At 55.8% G+C, this 19,750-nt stretch carries 19 protein-coding genes and 1 tRNA gene; 10 read left to right on the top strand and 10 right to left on the bottom strand.

What is annotated here, in order from left to right; all coding sequences use genetic code 11:
• Nucleotides 1-62: 62 nt before the first annotated feature.
• Together B7364_RS06445 and B7364_RS06440 are read left to right on the top strand one after the other, a co-directional pair.
• A complete protein-coding gene (locus B7364_RS06445; protein ID WP_157893543.1) occupies nucleotides 63-668 on the top strand; it encodes a hypothetical protein in 606 nt (201 codons plus the stop codon).
• Nucleotides 668-1,309: a 3-oxoacid CoA-transferase subunit B gene (locus tag B7364_RS06440; protein WP_085339133.1), complete on the top strand. Its 642-nt coding sequence runs from the start codon at nucleotides 668-670 to the stop codon at nucleotides 1,307-1,309. The genes B7364_RS06445 and B7364_RS06440 overlap by 1 nt, the downstream gene beginning before the upstream one ends.
• 63 nt (nucleotides 1,310-1,372) lie before the next feature.
• Here B7364_RS06440 and greA read toward each other — a convergent pair whose 3' ends face one another.
• Complete coding sequence (gene greA / locus B7364_RS06435; RefSeq protein ID WP_085339131.1) at nucleotides 1,373-1,846, bottom strand: transcription elongation factor GreA; 474 nt, start codon at nucleotides 1,844-1,846, stop codon at nucleotides 1,373-1,375.
• 53 nt (nucleotides 1,847-1,899) lie between these two features.
• A complete protein-coding gene (gene carB / locus B7364_RS06430) occupies nucleotides 1,900-5,112 on the bottom strand; it encodes a carbamoyl-phosphate synthase large subunit (protein ID WP_085339129.1) in 3,213 nt (1,070 codons plus the stop codon).
• 180 nt (nucleotides 5,113-5,292) lie between these two features.
• Between carB and B7364_RS06425 the strand changes: the two genes are divergently transcribed.
• A complete protein-coding gene (locus B7364_RS06425) occupies nucleotides 5,293-7,713 on the top strand; it encodes an amylo-alpha-1,6-glucosidase (RefSeq protein WP_085339128.1) in 2,421 nt (806 codons plus the stop codon).
• A 7-nt stretch (nucleotides 7,714-7,720) separates the two neighbouring features.
• Here B7364_RS06425 and B7364_RS06420 read toward each other — a convergent pair whose 3' ends face one another.
• A complete protein-coding gene (locus B7364_RS06420; RefSeq protein WP_085339126.1) occupies nucleotides 7,721-9,511 on the bottom strand; it encodes an ATP-binding protein in 1,791 nt (596 codons plus the stop codon).
• 122 nt (nucleotides 9,512-9,633) lie between these two features.
• Nucleotides 9,634-10,455, bottom strand: coding sequence for a DUF3313 family protein (locus B7364_RS06415; RefSeq protein ID WP_157893542.1), 822 nt, complete (start codon nucleotides 10,453-10,455; stop codon nucleotides 9,634-9,636).
• Nucleotides 10,456-10,756: 301 nt separating this feature from the next.
• Between B7364_RS06415 and B7364_RS06410 the strand changes: the two genes are divergently transcribed.
• Nucleotides 10,757-11,638 (top strand): alpha/beta hydrolase family protein, encoded by an 882-nt coding sequence (locus B7364_RS06410; RefSeq protein ID WP_157893541.1) that lies wholly within the window; start codon nucleotides 10,757-10,759, stop codon nucleotides 11,636-11,638.
• On the opposite strand, the gene B7364_RS06405 is transcribed toward B7364_RS06410, so the two are convergent.
• Complete coding sequence (locus B7364_RS06405) at nucleotides 11,628-12,068, bottom strand: hypothetical protein (RefSeq protein WP_085339120.1); 441 nt, start codon at nucleotides 12,066-12,068, stop codon at nucleotides 11,628-11,630. The genes B7364_RS06410 and B7364_RS06405 overlap by 11 nt on opposite strands.
• A gap of 196 nt (nucleotides 12,069-12,264) precedes the next feature.
• Between B7364_RS06405 and B7364_RS06400 the strand changes: the two genes are divergently transcribed.
• Nucleotides 12,265-12,660 carry a hypothetical protein gene (locus B7364_RS06400; RefSeq protein ID WP_085339118.1) on the top strand — a complete coding sequence of 132 codons (396 nt, stop codon included), beginning with the start codon at nucleotides 12,265-12,267 and terminating at the stop codon, nucleotides 12,658-12,660.
• 127 nt (nucleotides 12,661-12,787) lie between these two features.
• The gene (locus B7364_RS06395) at nucleotides 12,788-13,087 is read left to right on the top strand and encodes a PRC-barrel domain-containing protein (RefSeq protein WP_085339117.1); all 300 of its coding nucleotides are present in this window, start codon (nucleotides 12,788-12,790) and stop codon (nucleotides 13,085-13,087) included.
• Between the two features lie 55 nt (nucleotides 13,088-13,142).
• Here the strand turns inward: B7364_RS06395 and B7364_RS06390 are convergent, their stop codons facing one another.
• Nucleotides 13,143-13,523 (bottom strand): iron chaperone, encoded by a 381-nt coding sequence (locus B7364_RS06390; RefSeq protein ID WP_085339115.1) that lies wholly within the window; start codon nucleotides 13,521-13,523, stop codon nucleotides 13,143-13,145.
• Between the two features lie 93 nt (nucleotides 13,524-13,616).
• Between B7364_RS06390 and B7364_RS06385 the strand changes: the two genes are divergently transcribed.
• The gene (locus tag B7364_RS06385; protein WP_085339113.1) at nucleotides 13,617-14,006 is read left to right on the top strand and encodes an MbcA/ParS/Xre antitoxin family protein; all 390 of its coding nucleotides are present in this window, start codon (nucleotides 13,617-13,619) and stop codon (nucleotides 14,004-14,006) included.
• Nucleotides 14,003-14,695 (top strand): RES family NAD+ phosphorylase, encoded by a 693-nt coding sequence (locus B7364_RS06380; protein WP_085339111.1) that lies wholly within the window; start codon nucleotides 14,003-14,005, stop codon nucleotides 14,693-14,695. The genes B7364_RS06385 and B7364_RS06380 overlap by 4 nt, the downstream gene beginning before the upstream one ends.
• A 34-nt stretch (nucleotides 14,696-14,729) precedes the next feature.
• On the opposite strand, the gene B7364_RS06375 is transcribed toward B7364_RS06380, so the two are convergent.
• Both B7364_RS06375 and ispH read right to left on the bottom strand, forming a co-directional pair.
• Nucleotides 14,730-14,806, bottom strand: a tRNA-Arg gene (locus B7364_RS06375).
• Between the two features lie 79 nt (nucleotides 14,807-14,885).
• Entirely contained in the window at nucleotides 14,886-15,854 is a 969-nt protein-coding gene (gene ispH / locus B7364_RS06370; RefSeq protein WP_085339208.1) for a 4-hydroxy-3-methylbut-2-enyl diphosphate reductase, read from the bottom strand.
• Between the two features lie 130 nt (nucleotides 15,855-15,984).
• On the opposite strand from ispH, the gene B7364_RS06365 reads away from it, so the two are divergent.
• Both B7364_RS06365 and argS read left to right on the top strand, forming a co-directional pair.
• Complete coding sequence (locus B7364_RS06365; protein WP_157893540.1) at nucleotides 15,985-16,731, top strand: hypothetical protein; 747 nt, start codon at nucleotides 15,985-15,987, stop codon at nucleotides 16,729-16,731.
• Between the two features lie 11 nt (nucleotides 16,732-16,742).
• Entirely contained in the window at nucleotides 16,743-18,527 is a 1,785-nt protein-coding gene (argS, locus tag B7364_RS06360) for an arginine--tRNA ligase (RefSeq protein WP_085339107.1), read from the top strand.
• A 41-nt stretch (nucleotides 18,528-18,568) separates the two neighbouring features.
• Here argS and B7364_RS06355 read toward each other — a convergent pair whose 3' ends face one another.
• Together B7364_RS06355 and cobS are read right to left on the bottom strand one after the other, a co-directional pair.
• Nucleotides 18,569-18,760, bottom strand: a complete 192-nt coding sequence (locus tag B7364_RS06355; protein WP_332835076.1) for a DUF1289 domain-containing protein — start codon at nucleotides 18,758-18,760, stop codon at nucleotides 18,569-18,571.
• A 1-nt stretch (nucleotide 18,761) separates the two neighbouring features.
• Entirely contained in the window at nucleotides 18,762-19,550 is a 789-nt protein-coding gene (cobS, locus tag B7364_RS06350) for an adenosylcobinamide-GDP ribazoletransferase (protein ID WP_157893539.1), read from the bottom strand.
• Nucleotides 19,551-19,750 lie beyond the last annotated feature (200 nt).

The raw sequence follows: 19,750 nt of genomic DNA, 5'->3' as shown, positions 1-19,750 counted from the left end.
CAAGTCAGTCAACTTTTATCCCAAGGCTAAGGCATGCCATGCGCAGCTTGGCTTTTTGCCTGATGTTAGCGCCTTTGAATTTGCACGCACGTGCTGCCGCTGAGGCTGAAGTGTCGCCACCTCATTCGTTTGATCTCCGATCTATGCAAGCTGAACCGCTTGCGGAAAATCGGCGAGCCTATCGCTTGATCTGGCACGCATGGCACAAGAAGCCCGGTATTCTCACTTTGTGGTGCGATCCCAAATCCTGTTCTGCCGAATTACGCCACACGGACGGATTTGGAACTTATCGGCAAGGTACCCTTACAGGCCTCTACACATTGCGAGTCGAGCGGACCAAGGCTTTGGAAGTTATGGCTGCTATAGATGCGGGTGGTCTGTGGACCTTGGATCCACAGGTGCGCGGCAAGGATGGCGCGCGCGTTGGCTTGCCTGAAGATTCGAAAGATGCACTATGCCTGCACGCGCCCCATTATTTTATCGAAGCCAAAGATTCTGGGCGTTCATTGCTGGCCTACCGCAATTGCCAGTCCAATTATATGGACGGCTTGACTGCTATGGCACCGCTGATCTCGTTGTTTGATGAGCTATTCCCCGTCCCATTAGCCTTGATTAAGCCGGACCCACCCAAAGAGACTGAAAAGTCAAAAGCTGGAGACCAAAAATAATGCCCTGGACCCGCGATGATCTCGCCGCCCGCGCCGCCAAAGAATTGCGTGATGGCTTTTATGTCAATCTTGGCATTGGCATCCCGACTTTGGTTGCCAATCATATCCCCGAAGGCATGACGGTTACGCTGCAGAGCGAGAATGGCATGTTGGGCATGGGGCCATTCCCGTTTGAGGGCGAGGAAGATGCCGACCTGATCAATGCTGGCAAGCAGACGATTACCGAATTGCCGCAGACGTCATTTTTCTCATCGTCCGACAGCTTTGCCATGATCCGCGGCGGCCATATCGATTTGTCTATTCTGGGTGCGATGGAAGTGTCAGAGACCGGTGACTTGGCCAATTGGATGGTGCCCGGCAAAATGGTCAAAGGCATGGGCGGGGCGATGGATTTGGTCGCAGGTGTGCGCCGCTGTGTCGTCGTGATGGAACATACCTCTAAAGACGGCGCACCAAAGCTTTTGCACAGCTGTCATCTGCCGCTGACGGGTTTGAAGGTCGTTGATCTGGTGATCACCGATCTGGCTGTCTTTTCCATCGACCGCAAAGCAGGGGGCATGTCGCTGATCGAACTGGCCACTGGCGTGACCTTGGATGAGGTCAAGGCCAAAACCGAAGCGACGTTCGAAGTGCGCCTCTAACAAATAAAGCGGGCCCCTATGCAGGGGCCCGTTCCTTTTTTGTAAGCGTGGAGCCGAAAGGGCTTAGGCCCAGGTGACTGCCACGATCTCATAGCTCTTGGAGCCGCCGGGCGCTGCCACTTCCACAACATCGCCTTCTTCCTTGCCAATCATGGCACGGGCGATGGGGGAGGTGATGGAGATTTTGCCGAGTTTCACATCGGCTTCATCTTCACCCACGATTTTATAGACAGCCTTATGGTCGGTGTCTTCGTCAATGACGGTCACCGTGGCCCCAAACTTGACGTTCGAGCCTGACAATTTCGACACGTCGATCACTTGGGCGCGTGCTAATTTGTCTTCCAGCTCAGCGATGCGACCCTCAATATAGGATTGCCGCTCTTTGGCTGCGTGATATTCCGCATTTTCAGACAGGTCGCCATGCGAGCGCGCTTCTGAAATGGCGCCAATCACCGATGGGCGCTCGTCAGTCTTCAAACGTTTGAGTTCTGCATCGAGCGCCGCATGGCCCTCTGCAGTCATAGGGATCTTTTCCATTAGGGGGATTCCACAAAAAGGGGCTTATAGAGTGGTGTTTGGATCGTCTTTCGTCAAGCGTATGCTTGCAGTGGCTTAACTTGTAGGGTTTCTCCCTCGGCCGCTTCAATGGCTGTAGCAGCGGCGCGAGCACCAGCAATGGTGGTGTAGTAAGAGATATTGGACACCAGAGCTGTACGTCGGATGGAGTAACTATCGGCGAGCGATTGCGCTCCCTCGGTTGTGTTGACAACCAATTGGATGTCGCCATTGATCATGGCGTCCACGATGTGGGGACGGCCTTCCATCACCTTATTGACGCGTTCAACCGGCACGCCCGCGTCACGCAGAACTTTCGCGCAGCCCTCTGTCGCCACGAGTTTGAAACCTAAGCGCACAAAATTGCGACCGAGTTCAGCAAGGGCTGGCTTATGGCTATCTTTCACCGACAAGAAGGCGGTGCCGCCTGCAGGCAAGCGCATGCCAGCCCCCAATTGCGACTTTAAGAACGCATGGCCAAAGTCGGTATCAATGCCCATACATTCGCCGGTAGAGCGCATCTCAGGTCCCAGAATCGGGTCAACGCCGGCAAAGCGGGCAAACGGGAAAACCGCTTCTTTGACAGCGACATGGTTGAGTTTCTTCTGCTTCAATCCAAAGCTCGCCAAGCTTTCGCCGGCTTGCAGCTTGGCGGCAATACGGGCGACTGGAATGCCGACTGCTTTGGCCACAAAGGGTGCCGTGCGCGAGGCGCGTGGATTGGCCTCCAACACATAAATCGTGTCGTCTTTGATGGCATATTGGATATTGATCAGGCCGACCACATTCAGGCCCTTGGCCATCGCAATCGTCTGGGCTTCGATCTTGGCGATGATCTCGGCCGACAAAGTATAGGGCGGTAGGGCGCAAGCGCTGTCGCCTGAGTGAATACCGGCTTCCTCGATATGTTCCATAATGCCCGCAACGAATACGTCTTTGCCGTCCGACAAAGCGTCGACATCGACTTCGATGGCATCGCGGAGATATTGGTCGATCAAGACGGGGTTGTCGCCCGAGACGATCACCGCCTCGCGCACATAGCGTTCAAGGCTTGTTTGATCATAGACAATTTCCATGCCCCGGCCGCCCAGCACATAGGAAGGACGCAGCACGACAGGATAGCCAACCGCCTGTGCACCCAGAATCGCTTCTGCTTCGGTGCGGGCAATCGCATTGCGGGGTTGGAGCATGTTGAGCTCGTTTAGAAGCGCTTTAAAGCGCTCGCGGTCTTCGGCGATATCAATCGCGTCCACGCTGGTGCCGAGGATGGGCACGCCAGCTTGCTCGAGCGGGTGGGCGAGTTTCAGAGGGGTTTGACCGCCAAACTGCACGATGACACCCAAAAGTGTGCCGCTTTGCTTTTCGGTCTCGATGATTTCCAGCACGTCTTCGGCAGTCAGGGGCTCAAAATAGAGCCGGTCTGAAGTGTCATAATCAGTCGAGACCGTCTCTGGATTGCAATTGACCATGATGCTTTCAATGCCCAGCTCTTCGCAGGCAAAGGCGGCATGGCAGCAGCAATAGTCGAACTCAATGCCTTGGCCGATGCGGTTTGGACCACCACCCAGGATGATGATTTTCTTGGCCGCACTGGGTGCTGCCTCGCATTCGGTCTCATAGGTGGAATACATATAGGGCGTGGGCGAGGCGAATTCGGCTGCACAGGTGTCGATGCGCTTATAAGCTGGGCGGACACCAGCGGCGCGACGGGCAGCCCGCACGTCGATCTCACTCTTGCCGGCGATCTTGGCCAAGCGCTTATCGGAGAAGCCTTGCGCCTTCACAAAGCGCCAGTCGGCGGGGGCTTGTGGCAGACCTTGGGTCTCCAGCTTTTTCTCGGTCGCGATCAATTCGGCGAACTGATCCAAGAACCAAGGGTCGATCTTGCTGGCTGCATGAACTTCTTCCACGCTCATACCCATGCGCAAGGCTTGGCCGACCACCAAAATGCGGGTGGGGGTTGGGATGGTCAAAGCCTGATGCAGCGCTTCTTTGTCATTGCCGATTTCGAGGAAAGGATCAAAGCCGTCGAGGCCTGTTTCCAGCGAGCGCAAAGCCTTTTGGAAGCTTTCTTGGAACGTCCGGCCAATCGCCATGGCTTCGCCCACCGACTTCATGGAGGTGGTCAAAGTCGTGTCGGCACCCTTGTATTTCTCAAAGGCAAAGCGGGGAATTTTTGTGACGACATAGTCAATCGAGGGTTCAAACGAGGCAGGGGTTGCGCCGCCCGTAATGTCATTGGCGATTTCATCAAGCGTATAGCCAATCGCGAGCTTGGCCGCGACTTTCGCGATGGGGAAGCCAGTAGCCTTGGACGCTAAGGCGGAGGAACGCGACACACGCGGGTTCATTTCAATCACCGTCATCCGGCCATCGGCGGGATTGACGGCAAATTGCACATTGGAGCCACCAGTCTCCACCCCGATTTCGCGCAAGACGGCGATCGAAGCGTCACGCATGCGCTGATATTCTTTGTCGGTCAGGGTGAGCGCTGGGGCGACCGTGATGGAATCGCCTGTATGGACGCCCATCGGGTCGATATTTTCGATGGAGCAAATGATGATGCAATTGTCCGCTTTGTCGCGAACCACTTCCATCTCATATTCTTTCCAGCCCAATACGCTTTCTTCCACCAGCACTTCGCCCACGGGGCTGGCGGCAATGCCGCTGGCGCAGATGCGCTTAAACTCGTCGACATTATAGGCGATGCCACCGCCGGTGCCGCCAAGGGTAAAGCTGGGGCGGATGATGGCAGGCAGGCCCACGAAGGGCAGGGCCACCATGGCTTCTTCAACCGTATGGGCGATTTTGGACTTGGGGCTTTCCAGCCCGATCTTGTCCATGGCGTCGCGGAATTTCAGGCGGTCTTCCGCCTTTTCGATGACGTCAGCTTTCGCGCCAATCATCTCAACATTGTACTTCGCCAAAACCCCGGTCTTTTCGAGCGTCAAAGCGCAATTCAGCGCCGTTTGCCCGCCCATGGTCGGCAGGACCGCGTCTGGGCGTTCCTTAGCGATGATCAACTCCACCACTTCTGGCGTGATCGGCTCCACATAGGTGGCGTCGGCCAAATCGGGGTCGGTCATGATGGTGGCGGGATTGGAATTGACCAGAATGACCCGGTAGCCTTCTTCCTTCAGCGCCTTACAAGCCTGCACACCCGAATAGTCAAATTCACACGCCTGACCAATCACGATGGGGCCCGCCCCGATGATCAGAATGGATTTCAGGTCTGTGCGTTTAGGCATGGGGGCGTCCGTTCGAGGCTCTAATTTGTTTCAGGGTGCCAGTCGCAAAAAGCCCTCCCGAGCGGATAGCACGCTGGGAGGGCCTTGGAAGGCGGTAGCTGTTAACGCCTATGGGAGAGTCTAGCAAGTGTTTTACACCTTGATTAGGCTGCGCTATCCATTTTGGATGGGGGATTCTTCATGCGCAGACGTTCTTTGCTGGTCGCCGCTGCAACTACTGGCGCGCTGAGCGTTCTACCGAAAGGCGCGCAAGCGACCTCTGAGGCCGCCCAATCCTTCCCCGTCCTCGAAAGTCTCGCCATGCCGGTGCGCGCGGCGGAGAACCGGCAATATAGCTTTACCGACAAGGCCTCGGCCTATTTTTATGGGCGTACCCATCAGGAAAAGACCGATGATTGGTTCTATGGCTGGAATGTTGCCACCAAGCGGATTTTTCAGGACTATCGCCTCATTCATAATGGCAGGCCCCTCCAGCGCGCCGAGGCGAATGTGGTGGTCAGCCCGCATGCGATCACGCGTGATTATGGGCGGGTCAAAGAAACGCTTCGGCTGTTTGACGGTCTGACAGCGCTCCATTTAGACGTAGAGACGGATCTGCCCGGCACCTTGGTGTTTGACTTTGAGGGCGATATCCAAGGCTCTGGTAGCGGCGATAAGGACGGGGTTTGGTTTCAGCCCAAAGAGGCACCTACGTCTTGGATGCTCGTCGCACCTGTTGAGCCATCTAGTCACGCTTTTGCCGTGAATGAGATTTTGGCCATTCAAACGCCTTCGGCGGGCTTTTTCATCCTGCTTGGCCCATCTAAGGCCGAGGTGCGTCGTTCTCTAAGCCAACTGCGCCGGACCTATCAAAGCCTGACGACTGCCCGCATGGCGCGGATGGAGGCTTTGGTCTCAGGCTCTAGAGCCCTAGATGCAGGCGACCCAGATCGCACCAAAGCGCTTTTGTGGATGCGCCTGACGGCAGACCAATTGGTGATGAAGCAGATGGGAACGGGCATATATGCGGGCCTGCCGTGGTTCAATGATTATTGGGGCCGAGACACTTTTATCTCCATCACCGGCACTTTGTTTGTCACCGGCCAATATGATGTCGCTGCCGATGTGTTCCGCAGTTTTGCCGCCTTACAAGATAGGGACCCCAAGTCCAAAACCTATGGCCGCATTCCCAATCGCGCTCGACCCGATGGCGTGCAATATAATACCGCCGACGGCACGCCGAGGTTTATCATTACCTTGGCTGATCTAGTTTTCCGGTCGGGAAATGACGCCTTGGCTAAAGAACTTTTGCCAACTGTCATGCGGGCCATTGAAGGCATGTTGGACCATGACTTAGACGAAAGCGGCCTTATCACCCATGGCGATGCCGACACTTGGATGGACGCCAAGGAAAAAGGTGTGCGGGCTTTTTCACCGCGTGGCAATCGGGCGATCGATATCCAAGTCTTGTGGCTTGAAGCGATTGAAGTGGCAATAAATTCCACCGGTCTTGCAACAACAGATCCGGTTTTGATGACCCGAGCATTGGATGCCATGGGGTCTATCAGCAAAGGCCTTGCAGAAAAGTTTGTCGACAAGGCGACCGGAAAACTTGTCGACCATCTAAAGCCAGACGGCGGCCCCGATCTGGCGCTTAGGCCGAATGCTTTCGTTGCGCTAGAGACAATTTCTAAAGTGTCCTATCGGGACGAGATTGATCTGGTTTCCCATATGAAGCAGAAATTGCTCTGGTCGCGCGACCTCTGGAAGGGCCTCGTTTATCCATGGGGTGTGGCGACCTTGAGCCAGGAGGATCCTGAGTTTCATCCTTATCACGAGCATTGGCATTATTATCATAAGGACGCCGCCTATCATAACGGCACGGTCTGGCCGTGGCTGAATGGCGTCGCCATGACCACCTTGCTGCGCTATGGCGTCCAAAAAGAGCCGTGGCAGCTGTTTGAAAACATGAACCGCCAAGCCTTACGCGAAGGCGCTGTGGGCAGCCTGGCCGAATGCGCCGACGCTCTACCCGTGCCCGGTGCCACGTGGGCGCGCCGAACGGGCACTTTCCTGCAAGCTTGGTCAAACGCAGAGCAATTACGCGTTTGGCATGAAGAGATTCTGGGTGTCCGAATTCGAGGGGGCGGGACGGAAGTTTTGATCGAGCCGCAATTGCCCAAAAGTGTCTTAAATGTCTCCATGAACACGCCTTTGAAAAAGGGCGTTCTTAAAGGTCATTGGCATCGTAGCAATGCTCATACTTGGGCATTTGAACTTCAAGGTGCTGATGCGGTTTTGCTCTTCTCAACCGATGCAACTGGGCAGGATTGGGTACGCTGGCCCATCAAGGCAGGTCAGCGGGTTGAGATCATTGAGGATCAGGGTCGCCTCAAACTAACCGCCTATGATCACCAAAATCGAGTAATTGGCGAAACCATCAGTGGGTTGGATAAGTTAGTTGATGGCGATCGTTCCTTGTTTGAGGCACAGCGTCAGCAACAAAAAGCTTTCGAGAGCCTCCGCGACGAAATTTTCGCCGACCTCGGCTTCTGCGAACCCCGCCTGCAACCCAATCTGAAAAGCCTATCGGTCTATCACGACCCGCCTCTGACCTATTAGAGCGTGTTTAGCCGATCAAGCGGCTTTGAATATCTGCATCAGGTTCGCCATTTTCGTCATGTTCCATGAACAAGGCCTCGGTCATGCCGGTGACAAGGGAGGCAGGCGTGACGGGTTTGGCGATGTGGACATCGCAGCCAGCGGCAAGGGCAGCCGTCACATGCTCACTCATGGCGTTGGCGCTCAACATGGCGATGGGGGTGCGGGGAAGATTGTTTTGCTTTTCCCATGCCCGGATCGCTTGGGTGGCGGCGAGGCCATCCATTTCGGGCATCATCATATCCATCAGGATCAGGTCAAAGCTGTCGATCTTGAAGAAGGCCAAGGCCTCGCGCCCATTGGCGGCCATCACCGGCGTCATGCCCATAGGCTCCAGCATAAAGGTGATGACTTTTTGGTTGATCGGATTGTCTTCAGCTACCAGTACCCGCAAGCCAGTCGGCCCAACAGAACTGTCATTTAAGGATAAGGCGTCATCCAAAGTCACAGGGGCTGGCAGACGCGGATTGGCCTTAAGTGCCTCGGCATTTTTGACTTGAATGCGCACTTCAAACCGACTGCCCGCGCCCAATTGCGAGGTCGCTGAAATGCTGCCATCCATCAATTCGCACAAGCTTTTGCAAATGGAGAGGCCGAGGCCCGTGCCTCCAAAGCGGCGGCTGATGCTGTTATCGGCTTGCTCAAAGCGGCTAAACAAATGCTGGCTGGCCTTGGGATCAAAGCCGATGCCGGTATCGGACACCTGGATGCGAAGCTCAACGCTATCGCCGTCAATCTCCAGCGCATCAACCTCGACGTCGACCCGGCCCTTATCAGTGAATTTGATGGCGTTGGACGTGAGGTTCGAAATGATCTGCCGAATACGAACTGCGTCGCCCAGATAGCGGCCTTCGGCCTCTGGCGGGATGATGAGACTGAACACCACGCCTTTTTCTTCCGCGCGTGTCCGGAACGTATGGGCAGCGGTCTCGATGGTTTCGCGCAAGTCAAATGGCGCGATGGAGAGTTCCAGCTTGTCGGCTTCGATCTTCGCGCTATCCAGCACATCAGACACTAGGCGCTCTAAGGTTTCCCCAGACGTGCGGACCAGATTGACCATCTCATGTTGGGAAGCGGTCAACTTCGTATTGTTCAGGACCTCTGCCAGTCCGACGATGCCATTCAACGGCGTGCGGATTTCGTGGCTCATGGTCGCCAAGAATTGCGACTTCGCGTCACTGGCGAGGCTTACTTGTGCCAGTGTCTTGGCAAGCTTGGTTTCGCGCTGCCAACTTTGAAGCGCCGCACTCAGATTATAGGTCAGCAGGAACACCATCGCGATGCTGGCTTGGAATACCGCAGCGTCGGGATAGGCGTGGCTGACAATCATCACGGCCGGCACAGCGATAATCCCCATCACGAGGGGAAGGGCTGCGGCCAAAAAGGCGCTGACATAGGTCAGGCTGGTGGAAATGACATGGGTCAAAGCCCCGACCAGAATTGCCAGAGCAATGATCAGGGGGCCAATCTCGCCCGTCTTGACGAGGGCAAGCGCGCCTGCGACCCAAACGCTGGAGCCAAATACCATATTGGCGCAAAAGAGCCTGCGGTTAAGCGCGCCCTTTACAGGGTCCTTGTTCGATTTCAGGCCAATGAGAAGCTCAAGCCCTTCATTGAGGGCAAAGGCTGCAAACCAGAGAATGGCGGCCAAGCCATCAATGCCCCACAGCAACAGACCCGTGAACCCGATGGCCGCCAAGGTGCGGCTTGGGAGGTCGTCGCGCAGCCGCTTGATTAGCTCTAAATAGGACTGGTGCACGCCGTTACTCTCCCCGTCTGGAGAAAGCTTAAAGGTTGGAGCTTTATTTTCGGTTAGCTTGGACGCTGCATTTGCACTAGTTTTGAAGAAAAACCCCAGAAAATTCGACGTTTTCTTAGCCTTTAGTTGTTTTGGGGTGTTGGACTATTTGGCCTCGGTACATGCAGGCCAATGACTTGGCCTGCAGCCAGTCGGCCGAGGTCTAGCCGCGCGCCATGCTTCTGGCAGGGGTCTTGCGCGGTGAGGGCGCGTTTTGGCTTTCCCGGTTCAACCAGAAAGTCTGCAAAATCATCAGCAAAGTTGGCGGTGAAGCGGTGGGCATCGCCCACTTCTGACAGCGAGCCTTCATCCATCACCACGCCTGCGCCGCGCGACCAAGCCATAGCCGCCGCTTGTTGCCCATCGGCAAGGTCTAAGCGCGCTTCAATACTGAGGCCGCCCCGGCCGACAGGCAAGCGAACAGAACCGCCCGGCAGGAACCAACTGACCGCCGCTGAAGCAGCCGATGCGGTCGCGCTGGTCTCTTGTAAGCGCGTGATAACGGCTTGGACCCGCGCAGCGGATGGATCTTCTGGGCCGACAAGTTCGAAACGCCGTGACAATTGAAAGCAAAGCTGACGATCCAGTTCGCCCAACACCAAAAGGCGCGACTCGGGCGTGATTGTATCTGGAATGTCACCACCCTCCTGAAGTTTTGCGGGTAGGAGCGTCAGTTTCTGGACGGCCCGCAAAGCGCTAAGGTCGCGCTGGCGCTCAATCTGCGCCCGCACGGTGCCAGACACCTTCTCCATGCCGGCCTGATTGGTCAGAAAGCCCGTTTGTGTCGGCGGTTTCGTCGCGCAAGCGGGCAGGGCGAGGAGGGTAAGGAAGACGGTGCTTACTGCGCCAATGCGCGGGGCGGAGATCATATCAAAAGCCATATCGGTCGGAGGAAGGGCAAGCAAAGATGCCCGTCACGGGGACATAGCACGATTGGTTCGCTTGGCCTCTCGATCACCGCTTGTTTTTTGCGGTCTCACGCCTTGTTGATGGAGCGGCTAAAAGGGGACCTTTGGCTGGTATTGAATCACCCCTCAATTGCTTGGATCATCTGCATTGACGTCAAATTTTACCAGTGGTAAGCTCTTGGAGGCTAAGATTTTAGCAGAGCCGCTGCTTAGTTTTGAGCGGAGACTGCGCCATCCTAGCGGGTGACTGTGCTGCCTCTGCACGAAAAGAATGATCCAATTTTGGGGGGATGCCGAAATGAAGCTCTGGATTATCATGTTGATTGTGTTGACTGGTTTTCCGGCCACGGCACAGGTCCAAATTCCGACCGCTGTCAACAGCGATCCTGAGCCGGACAAGGCGAATCCAGCAGCGACGATTGCCTTTAGTATCCCGACCGGCGGGGTTGAAGTGAATGCCTTGCTCTACCGCGCGGCAGGTGCCGGGCCTCATCCTACCGTGTTCGTCCTGCATGGCTGGCCGGGCAATGAAAAGAATTTCGATATTGCCCGATCTGCCCAGCGGGCAGGCTGGAATGCCATTACATTCAATTATCGGGGGTCTTGGGGCAGTCCGGGAAATTGGACGTTCGCGCACACGACAGAAGATACAGAGGCGGCGCTCGCTTATATCCGCCGAAAAGAGGTTACTGAACGCTTTGGGATCGACCCAAAGAAGATTGCCGTCGTGGGGCATAGCCTCGGTGGATGGCTCAGTATCCGGCTCGCAGCCGTTGATGGCGGATTACTCGGGGCTGCGGCCATATCTGCTCCCGACATGGGCGGCCAAGGTATTGCTGCGGCCAAAGATCGCAATGCCGCGATGCCCATCGCAATTGCAAACACCCGCGCCTTAGCGGGCAGCACGCCGGATCGCGCGACAGACGAACTTATCGCACGCGGCCCCGAATGGACTTACGAGAAGATGTTGCCGGGGTTGAAGGGCCAGAGGCTGCTTGTGCTTAGCTCTGACGACGGCTTTGGCCACTATTCTGATGCGCTATCGACTGGAGCGACGGCGGCTGGTGCGCAGGTTGAGAGACATCATGCACAGACAGACCATGCATGGTCCGATCGGCGCATTTTGTTGCAAGCCTATGTTATAAACTGGCTCGAGACTTTGACTTTAGTCAAAGATTAGTTGGCCGCTCTCGCAGCGCCAGAAACAAGAAGATCAGGCCCAGCACCACCGTCAGGGGGCTGGCGTAATGCTCTGGTGGGTGATGACCTGTGACAGCACCTTTGAGGAACCAGCCATCAATCGCCGCCAAAGCCCGTGCAAGGATCACGGCCATCAGCGCCAACGGGACCAAGGTTCGGTAGCGCAGCCCAATGACGAACAACAACAGCGCAAAAGGGATTTGGATCGCCCCAAACCAAGCAAAAACCGCGATGATCGTGGCTCCTCGAACCGAAAGGTCCATGCCGGCAATAACCCCAGCCCCGCCATCGGGCAGGAAATAATGGATGAGGCCCGGAATAAATTCCGTCACCGCCACGAACATTAAAAACCAAGCAGAGATCTTCGCGCCGCGATAATCGTCGTTCGTACTGGGTGGAAATAGTGCCATTTTTGGCCTCCTTGAGCCATCACAGCTTAGTGAACGCTCTCAAGGTGTCAACGCGGGTTTTCGTCGGACATCGAGGACTTGGGGAACTTTTTCTTTGGTTTAAAAGCCGGACGCGGAACCAAGGGCGAATAATGGCAAATACCAATCTTTAATGTAATTTCGGTATTGTATTCATATATGATTACTGGGGATTGCAATGTTTAAGTCTGTTGAATTGACTCCCATGAATTTAATTGGTGCAATTTTCGTAGCAGGTCTTCTCTCAATTAATATTGTGAGTTTCTTTGGTGCGGCAGCCGTAATTCCCTTATTCTTCTATATGTGGATTGCAGTTGCAGCCAACTTTTTGCCGATCGTTATTCTGGTCCTAGTTGCTGTCCAGCGCGAGCTGGCGCGTGATTTGGCGAAGGGTTTGACGGTATATTGGCTATATTGGACAATTATGTGGGTTGGTTGCGCCCATGGCCTATCGCGCTGGGGTGACCTAGAGCCGCTCAACACCGTGAACATGCCTTATACCGAGGTATTGTTCCAGCCATGGATCTATTTGAAGGCGTCAATCTTTCCAAAGGAAGAGCCCCAAGTAGAGTAAATGCCAGAGATTGGGCTCCTGCTCGCCGGGCATGTGCCCAACTCAATCCCTTGCGGAACAGCCAACCTATCCAAGCGTTGTGCACGTGAGCAAAGCTGCTCCTCAATCAATGCAAGGATACTCACCTATGGACCACAGCAAGCACATCCGCCTCACCGAATCCGAACTCAACGCCGCAACACTTGATGATGCGACCGTTTATGGGGCGGACGACGCCAAGATCGGCAAAGTCTCACATGTGCACGGCATGGGCATGTCTGGTGACGTCATCGTCGATGTCGGCGGCTTCTTGGGGCTGGGCACAAAGCCTGTTTCCTTGAAGATCAATCAATTGGACTTCATGCGTGACGAGCATGGCCATGTCCACGCCACGACCACATGGACCAAGGCGCAAGTTGAGGCGCTGCCTCAGCACATGCACAGCTAAGCTAACCAACTAAAGCGCTGCGCCGTAACAAACAAACGGCGCAGCGTAAGATCTCTCAGACCGTCCGACCATATTGGTTTGCGAGCGCTTCTGCGACCCGGCCAATAAGCTCTAAAGGTAGGGGCTCGCCATAGGGAAAACTCAAATTGCCCTTGGGTCCTCGAAATGCGGCAAGTTCGTCGACCAAAGCGTCAGGCTCCCTGAGGGGCGGATAGATGCCGATGTGTTTCTTGAAGGCGGCAAAATAGAAGAAAACCTTGCCCAACCGAAATGCTGGCATGCCATAGCTCACGCAGCGCTCTGCACCGTGCACCTTGCGCTCGACCAAGGCCTGAATGGCTTCCAATCGAAGTCTCACTTCCGGCGAAGCGGCTTGGAAGAAGCTTTCGTGATCCTTGGGGGCAAAGCTGCTGGGCATTTGGTTTTGGTCCTTCATGATAACAAGACCACAGCACTCATGGTTTGGTTCTTTTGAACTTGCATTTTAGGTCATATGGCCTTATCCTGAAGTTGCTTTGGAGCCCTTAAGATGTCCACTCTGGTTAAAACACGGCAATCGGTTGATGTTCAAGCAGTCGCGTTGAAGGCTTATGCACGCATAGCGCAAGCTTGGTCTCTTACGCAGAGCGAGGCGGCCGCGTTGGCGGACATGTCAGAGTCGACGTGGAAGCGTGCCAAATCTCCCACCTATGCTGGTGAATTGTCACGCGATCAGATGCTAAGGCTCAGCGCCATTGTCGGACTTTATAAGTCCCTTGAAATTTACTTCGACGAAGCGCTCTCACGCGAGTGGGTGAAACTCCCCAATCGAGGGCCAGAATTTGACGGTGTCCGTCCAATGGATTCCATGATTAGCGGTGGACTGCCAAAGATACTTCGGGTCCGTGCCTATGTTGACGCCCTGAGGGGCGGCCTTTGAAGATAACTTCTGTCAAGGATCGGGCTCTCGTCCGTCTCATTCCTGCGGCGCATCACAAGCCGCCGATCCTGCGAGGCTTGGTCGACACGGATGACGAGGCTGCAATTCTCGCCGAACTTGAGGGAGAGACGAACGCAAGATTGATTGCAGAGCGGGAGGGTAGTCCAGCGCTAGATCGCCGCGAATTGGCTTTTGAGCGGCGCTCGCAGGATTTGAAGCTCTATGGTCAAAGCCATGTGAACGCGGCTTTCACCTATACGCGTGCAGGCGGCAATCGATTTAACGGCGGCGAGCGCGGCGCTTGGTATTGCGCTTGGGATGCCCTGACCTCGGTCGCGGAAGTCGGATTTCATCGCACGCGCGAGCTTGGCTATATCAACCGGTTCGAGCTTAAGGTGCAATATATCGAATTGCTGGCGGACTTCATCGGCGACTTCCCCGATCTTTGCGCCGATCCGACCAACCCTGCGCTGGATGCCGATCCAGACCGGGGCTATCCAGCGGGCCAAGCTTTGGCAGCCGATCTTAGGCGCGCTGGCCATCGTGGCCTTATTTATCCATCTGTCCGGCGTAAGAATGGGCAATGCTTCGTCGCCTTTGATCCGGGTGCCGTGCAGAATGTGAGACCAGGCGCATCCTGGATGCTCGCTTGGAACGGTAGCCCAGAGTTCAGCTTGATCGGTCTCTGAAGGCGCGCCACTCAAAAAGGGGTTGCACAAAAAATGGCGGTCCCGAAGGGACTTGAACCCCCGACCCATCGTTTAGGAAACGATTGCTCTATCCTGCTGAGCTACGGGACCGCACGGCCTATGCTTAGCGGGCGCGCGGCGGTTTGGGGAGGGGGGTGTTACAGAATTTGGCCCGAGAATTAGTCGGCGTTTAGTCCTGCGCCGTCGCGACCACGCGCGGTAGTTTGAAGATGACGTCTTCGCGCGTGACTTCCACATCTTGCAGCGTCACGCCAAAGCGTGCCTGACAGGCCGCAATCACCGCTTCGACCAAATCTTCTGGCGCACTGGCCCCGGCGGTGAGGCCCAGGGTGGAGATTCCGTCAAACCATGACCAGTCGATGCCATGGGCATCATCGATCAAATGGGCGGCTTTCGCCCCGGCGCGAAGGCCCACTTCCACCAGCCGAATAGAGTTGGACGAAGTTTTTGAGCCAATGACCAAGAGGAGGTCAGCTTTGGCCCCTAGCGCTTTGACCGCCTCTTGGCGATTCGTCGTCGCGTAGCAAATGTCTTCCTTATGCGGCGGCGAGATTTCGGGAAATTTGGCCTGTAATGCGCCGACAATCTCGGCTGTATCATCGACCGACAGCGTCGTTTGGGTCACAAAAGCGAGCTTTCTAGCGTCTTTTGGCTGAAAATCTGCCACTTCGGCCACATCTTGAATCAAGGTGACCGCGCCTTGCGGCAATTGGCCCATCGTGCCGATAACTTCTGGGTGACCTGCATGGCCGATGAGAACAATTTCACGCTCTGCATCAAAATGCCGTTGGGCCTCCACATGGACTTTGGATACCAAGGGGCAGGTCGCATCGACATAAATCATGTTGCGGCGCGAGGCCTCTTCCGGCACCGATTTGGGCACGCCATGGGCAGAGAAGACGACCGGGCGATCGGTGGGGCATTCGGCCAATTCTTCAACAAAAACAGCACCTAGTCGCTTTAATCGTTCCACCACATGCACATTATGGACGATCTCGTGGCGGACATAGACCGGCGCGCCCCATTTCTCAATCGCGCGCTCAACAATCTGAATGGCACGGTCCACACCAGCGCAAAAGCCGCGCGGGGCTGCAAGCAAAATCGTCAATGGACGGGCAAGGGCTGTAACTTCCGACATGATTTCTCCGGTGGCATTGCCTTGTTGGCGCCGCATTGCGTTGCTTGAAACAAGACTGACCTCTAAAGACATGGTCTATAATTGCGGCAGTGCCAAGATGGTCTGCTTCGCTTCTTCTGTGGAATGCAACATGCGCCCCCAAGCTATTGCCTTTGTGATCACTTCGTCCATCCTTTTTGCCGCTTGTTCGTCCTTGCCTTTCATGGGCAATCGCGACGGCCGTAATAAGGCTCCCCCGCCCATGACCGAAGCCGACGCGCCTGCTGCAGACGCGCCTAAGCCTACGGTTGAAGCGAAAGCAGGGGATGCAGAAACCTTGGAGGCCCCCGTCGGGCCACCCCGCAAGCGCGGTTTCTTCTCTGGCGTGGCCAAGGCCCTCGGCAGTGATTCCGGCGTGGCCAATGTCGGACCCTGCCCAGCGGTGCGTGTCTTGTATGACGCCCAACGCTTTGTCGAACTTGACGGGGCAGAGCGGTTTGAGAATGTCGGCTATACGGGCGAGATTTTGAATGTGAATTCCGATTGCCGCTATGTTGGCGCAGATCCCATCACCATCAATCTGCAATTAGATATGGCCTTTGGCAAAGGCCCCAAGGCCAAAGGGGCTTTTAAGGACGCCAATTATTGGGTCACCGTGACGCGCAAGGACATCGCCGTCATCAGCCGTCAAGTCTATACCCAGCGCGTTGTGATTCCGGCAGGCTCTGACCGGGTTGCCTTGAAGTCTTTGCCCATCACCATCGAAATCCCCCGTGCCAATAAGGATATTGCCGGGGCCAATTTTGAAGTGCTGGTAGGCTTTGAATTGACGCCCGAGCAATTGGAGTTCAACCGCAATGGTAAGCGCTTCCGCGTGGATGCTGGCGTTCCGCGCTAAAGGCCTGATGCATGACCCATTTTGCGTATCATTTAGCCCTTAAGCTGGGTAATGCCTTTGCTGATCTGGGCTTAAGCCCGGATTTGGGCGCGGTTGTTCGGGCTCAAAAGGCTGAATTCGGTGATTTTCAGTGTAATGGCGCGATGGCCGGGGCTAAACAGGCCGGCAAGAACCCGCGTGAGGTTGCCATGTCCGTTGCGGCAAGACTGGCGCATGATCGCGATATTGCGCGGGTAGAAGTCGCAGGCCCTGGCTTTTTGAACATCACCCTGTCGGATGCCGCTCTGGTCAGCCAGGCAGCAGCGATCGCGCAAGACCCACGCGCTGGCGCAGGCGTCGTTGAAGTGCCGCGCCGCGTCATCGTCGATTATGCCGGGCCAAACGTCGCTAAATCCATGCATGTCGGCCATTTGCGTGCGACCATTATTGGCGACAGCATTAAGCGTCTCTATCGCTTCCGCGGCGATCAGGTTTGGGGCGATGCGCATTTTGGCGACTGGGGCTTTCAAATGGGCCTGTTGATTGCGACTTTAGCGCAAGAAATGCCCGACCTGCCTTATTTTGACGCCGATTTTGCCGGGCCTTATCCAGACGTGAGCCCCGTTCAATTGGCTGATTTAGAGCGGATTTATCCCGCGGCTGCGGCGCTGGCGAAAACGGATGTGGAAGCGCGCGACCGTGCCCGTAAAGCGACGGCAGAGCTGCAGGCCGGCCGGCCCGGCTATCGGGCGCTGTGGCAGCATTTTGTGGCGGTGTCGCGTGGCGCACTCGAGCGTGAGTTTGCCGCCCTTGGTGTCACCTTTGATTTGTGGCTGGGCGAAAGCGATGCAGATCCCTTAATCCCGGACATGATCAAGGACCTCGAAGCCAAGGGGTTGTTGCAGGATGATCAGGGCGCGCGGGTTGTGTTTGTGCATGACAAACTGGTGCCTAAGAAGGATGGTGGCGAAGGCCCCAATGTTGCGCCGTTGCTGGTTGTCTCGTCTGAGGGCTCTGCCATGTATGGCACGACCGACCTTGCGACCATTGTGGATCGGGTCAAGCGCTTTCAGACCGATTTGATTATCTATTGCGTCGACCAACGTCAGGCTGATCATTTCGAAACCGTGTTTCGTGCGGCAGACAAGGCTGGTTATATGCCACGTGAAGGTCTGGACCATATCGGCTTTGGCACCATGAATGGCCAAGATGGCAAACCCTTTAAGACCCGCGAAGGTGGCGTTCTAAAGCTGCATGACCTCATCACCCAAGTGCAGGAAAAAGCCCAAGCCAAGATTGATGAGGCTGGCGTCGGCACCGACTGGCCAGATGAAGAGCGCGCCGATATTGCCCATAAGGTGGGCATTGCAGCCTTGAAGTTTGCCGATCTGCAGAATTTCCGCGGTACGTCCTATATCTTTGACTTGGATCGGTTTTTAAGCTTTGAGGGCAAGACAGGGCCTTACCTTCTTTATGCCGCCGTGCGGATTAAATCCATCCTGCGCAAAGCCGATGAAGCAGGCTTTGCGGCGGGCCCCGTCGTCAAGCTTGAGGGCGCAGAACGCGATTTGATCTTGGTATTGGATGGGTTTGAGCATGCGCTTCGTGGGGCCTATGACAAGCGCGCCCCGCATATTCTGGCCGACCATGCCTATAGCTTAGCCGGGGCATTCTCGGCCTTTTATGCGGCCTGTCCCATCATGACAGCGGCTGAAACCGATGTGCGGGCGTCTCGGCTGACCTTGGCCAAAGCAACCCTGACGCAATTGCTGATTGCCTTAGATTTGCTTGGGATCGAAGCCCCAGAACGCATGTAACCGAGCGCACCGAAACAAGCGCCTCGCATCTTTGGCGTGCGTTAAGTCCGATACATAGGGTCTAGCCTGTCACGACGGCTAGGCAGGTCAGCTGTAATGCTAGCGCGCTGGTCAGGCGAAAAGCGCATCCATTGCGCGATCTCCGGCAGGGTGCGGTAACAGCCCAAGCATAGGCCGGACTGGGGCTCTACACAGCAGACCTTGATACAGGGCGTGGCGATGGGTTCGGCCACGTTACATGCCAAATGCAGGGATTAAGGCAACAATCCCGGCCAAGGCACCCAATTCGGCTGCAATCGCGGTCGCTCCCAAAGCATCCCCCGTTTGCCCGCCCAAATGCTTGCGGGCGGTCATGGCAATGGCACCCGCGCCCAAGATCGTGCCGATCACAGCGCCAATGGCAGGGCCAATAAAGCTCAATTGAAAGGCGAGGATGACGCTAACCCCCGCGATCACCGCCCCAATCACGGTGGCTGTGGTTGCCTCGGTCGCGGTGGGCTGGCCAGCGGAGGCAGAAATGCCGTCATCGGTTGCAGGCTTCAACAGGGTCATGACATGCACCAAAGCCGTGCGCGCTAATGCGCCACTGATGATCAGGCACAGGCCTGCCTGCCACGCTTGGGCAATCTCAGCCACCAAAAAGATTTTCAGAATAATGGCAAGTAAAAGCGCCACCCCGCCAAACGTGCCAATCCGCGAGTCGCGCATAATGGCGAGCCGCTCGCTGACCGTCTTGCCACCGCCAACACCATCAAAGAAATCGGCAAAGCCATCTTCATGAAAGGCACCTGTGGTGAGGACTTGCGACGCAACGGCCAAAGTTGCTGCAATATGCACACTGCCGTTGAACAGCCACATCGCCAGGCCATAGGTCAATGCCCCGATGATCCCGGTTACGAGGCCAGCGACGGGGGCTGCTTGGAACGCGCGCGTGATGCGCTCTCTCGGCAGATCCTCCGGCCAAGTTACGGGCAAACGTGTAAAGAATATCAAGCAAATTCTGGCGTCATCAATAATGCGCATGGCGCGACTCAACTTTGGCTCATCTTGTGGGAACAACTTTTCGATCTTGTAGACGAACAGTCTGAAATTTCGAGATGATAATACTTAATGGCTGATCGAACCTGACACACTGTGGCGCCGAAGTCGCACTGAGGATCGACAGGGCGGGCTGTTTTTTCCCGCCCGCCTTGGCCTTTATTGCCAACCGATTGCGCGCTAGA

This window comes from Aquidulcibacter paucihalophilus (genome assembly GCF_002105465.1).
GTDB classification, from domain to species: Bacteria; Pseudomonadota; Alphaproteobacteria; order Caulobacterales; family Aquidulcibacteraceae; genus Aquidulcibacter; species Aquidulcibacter paucihalophilus.
Note: the sequence above shows the minus strand (reverse complement) of the source record. Positions and strands in the feature narration are given on the sequence as shown.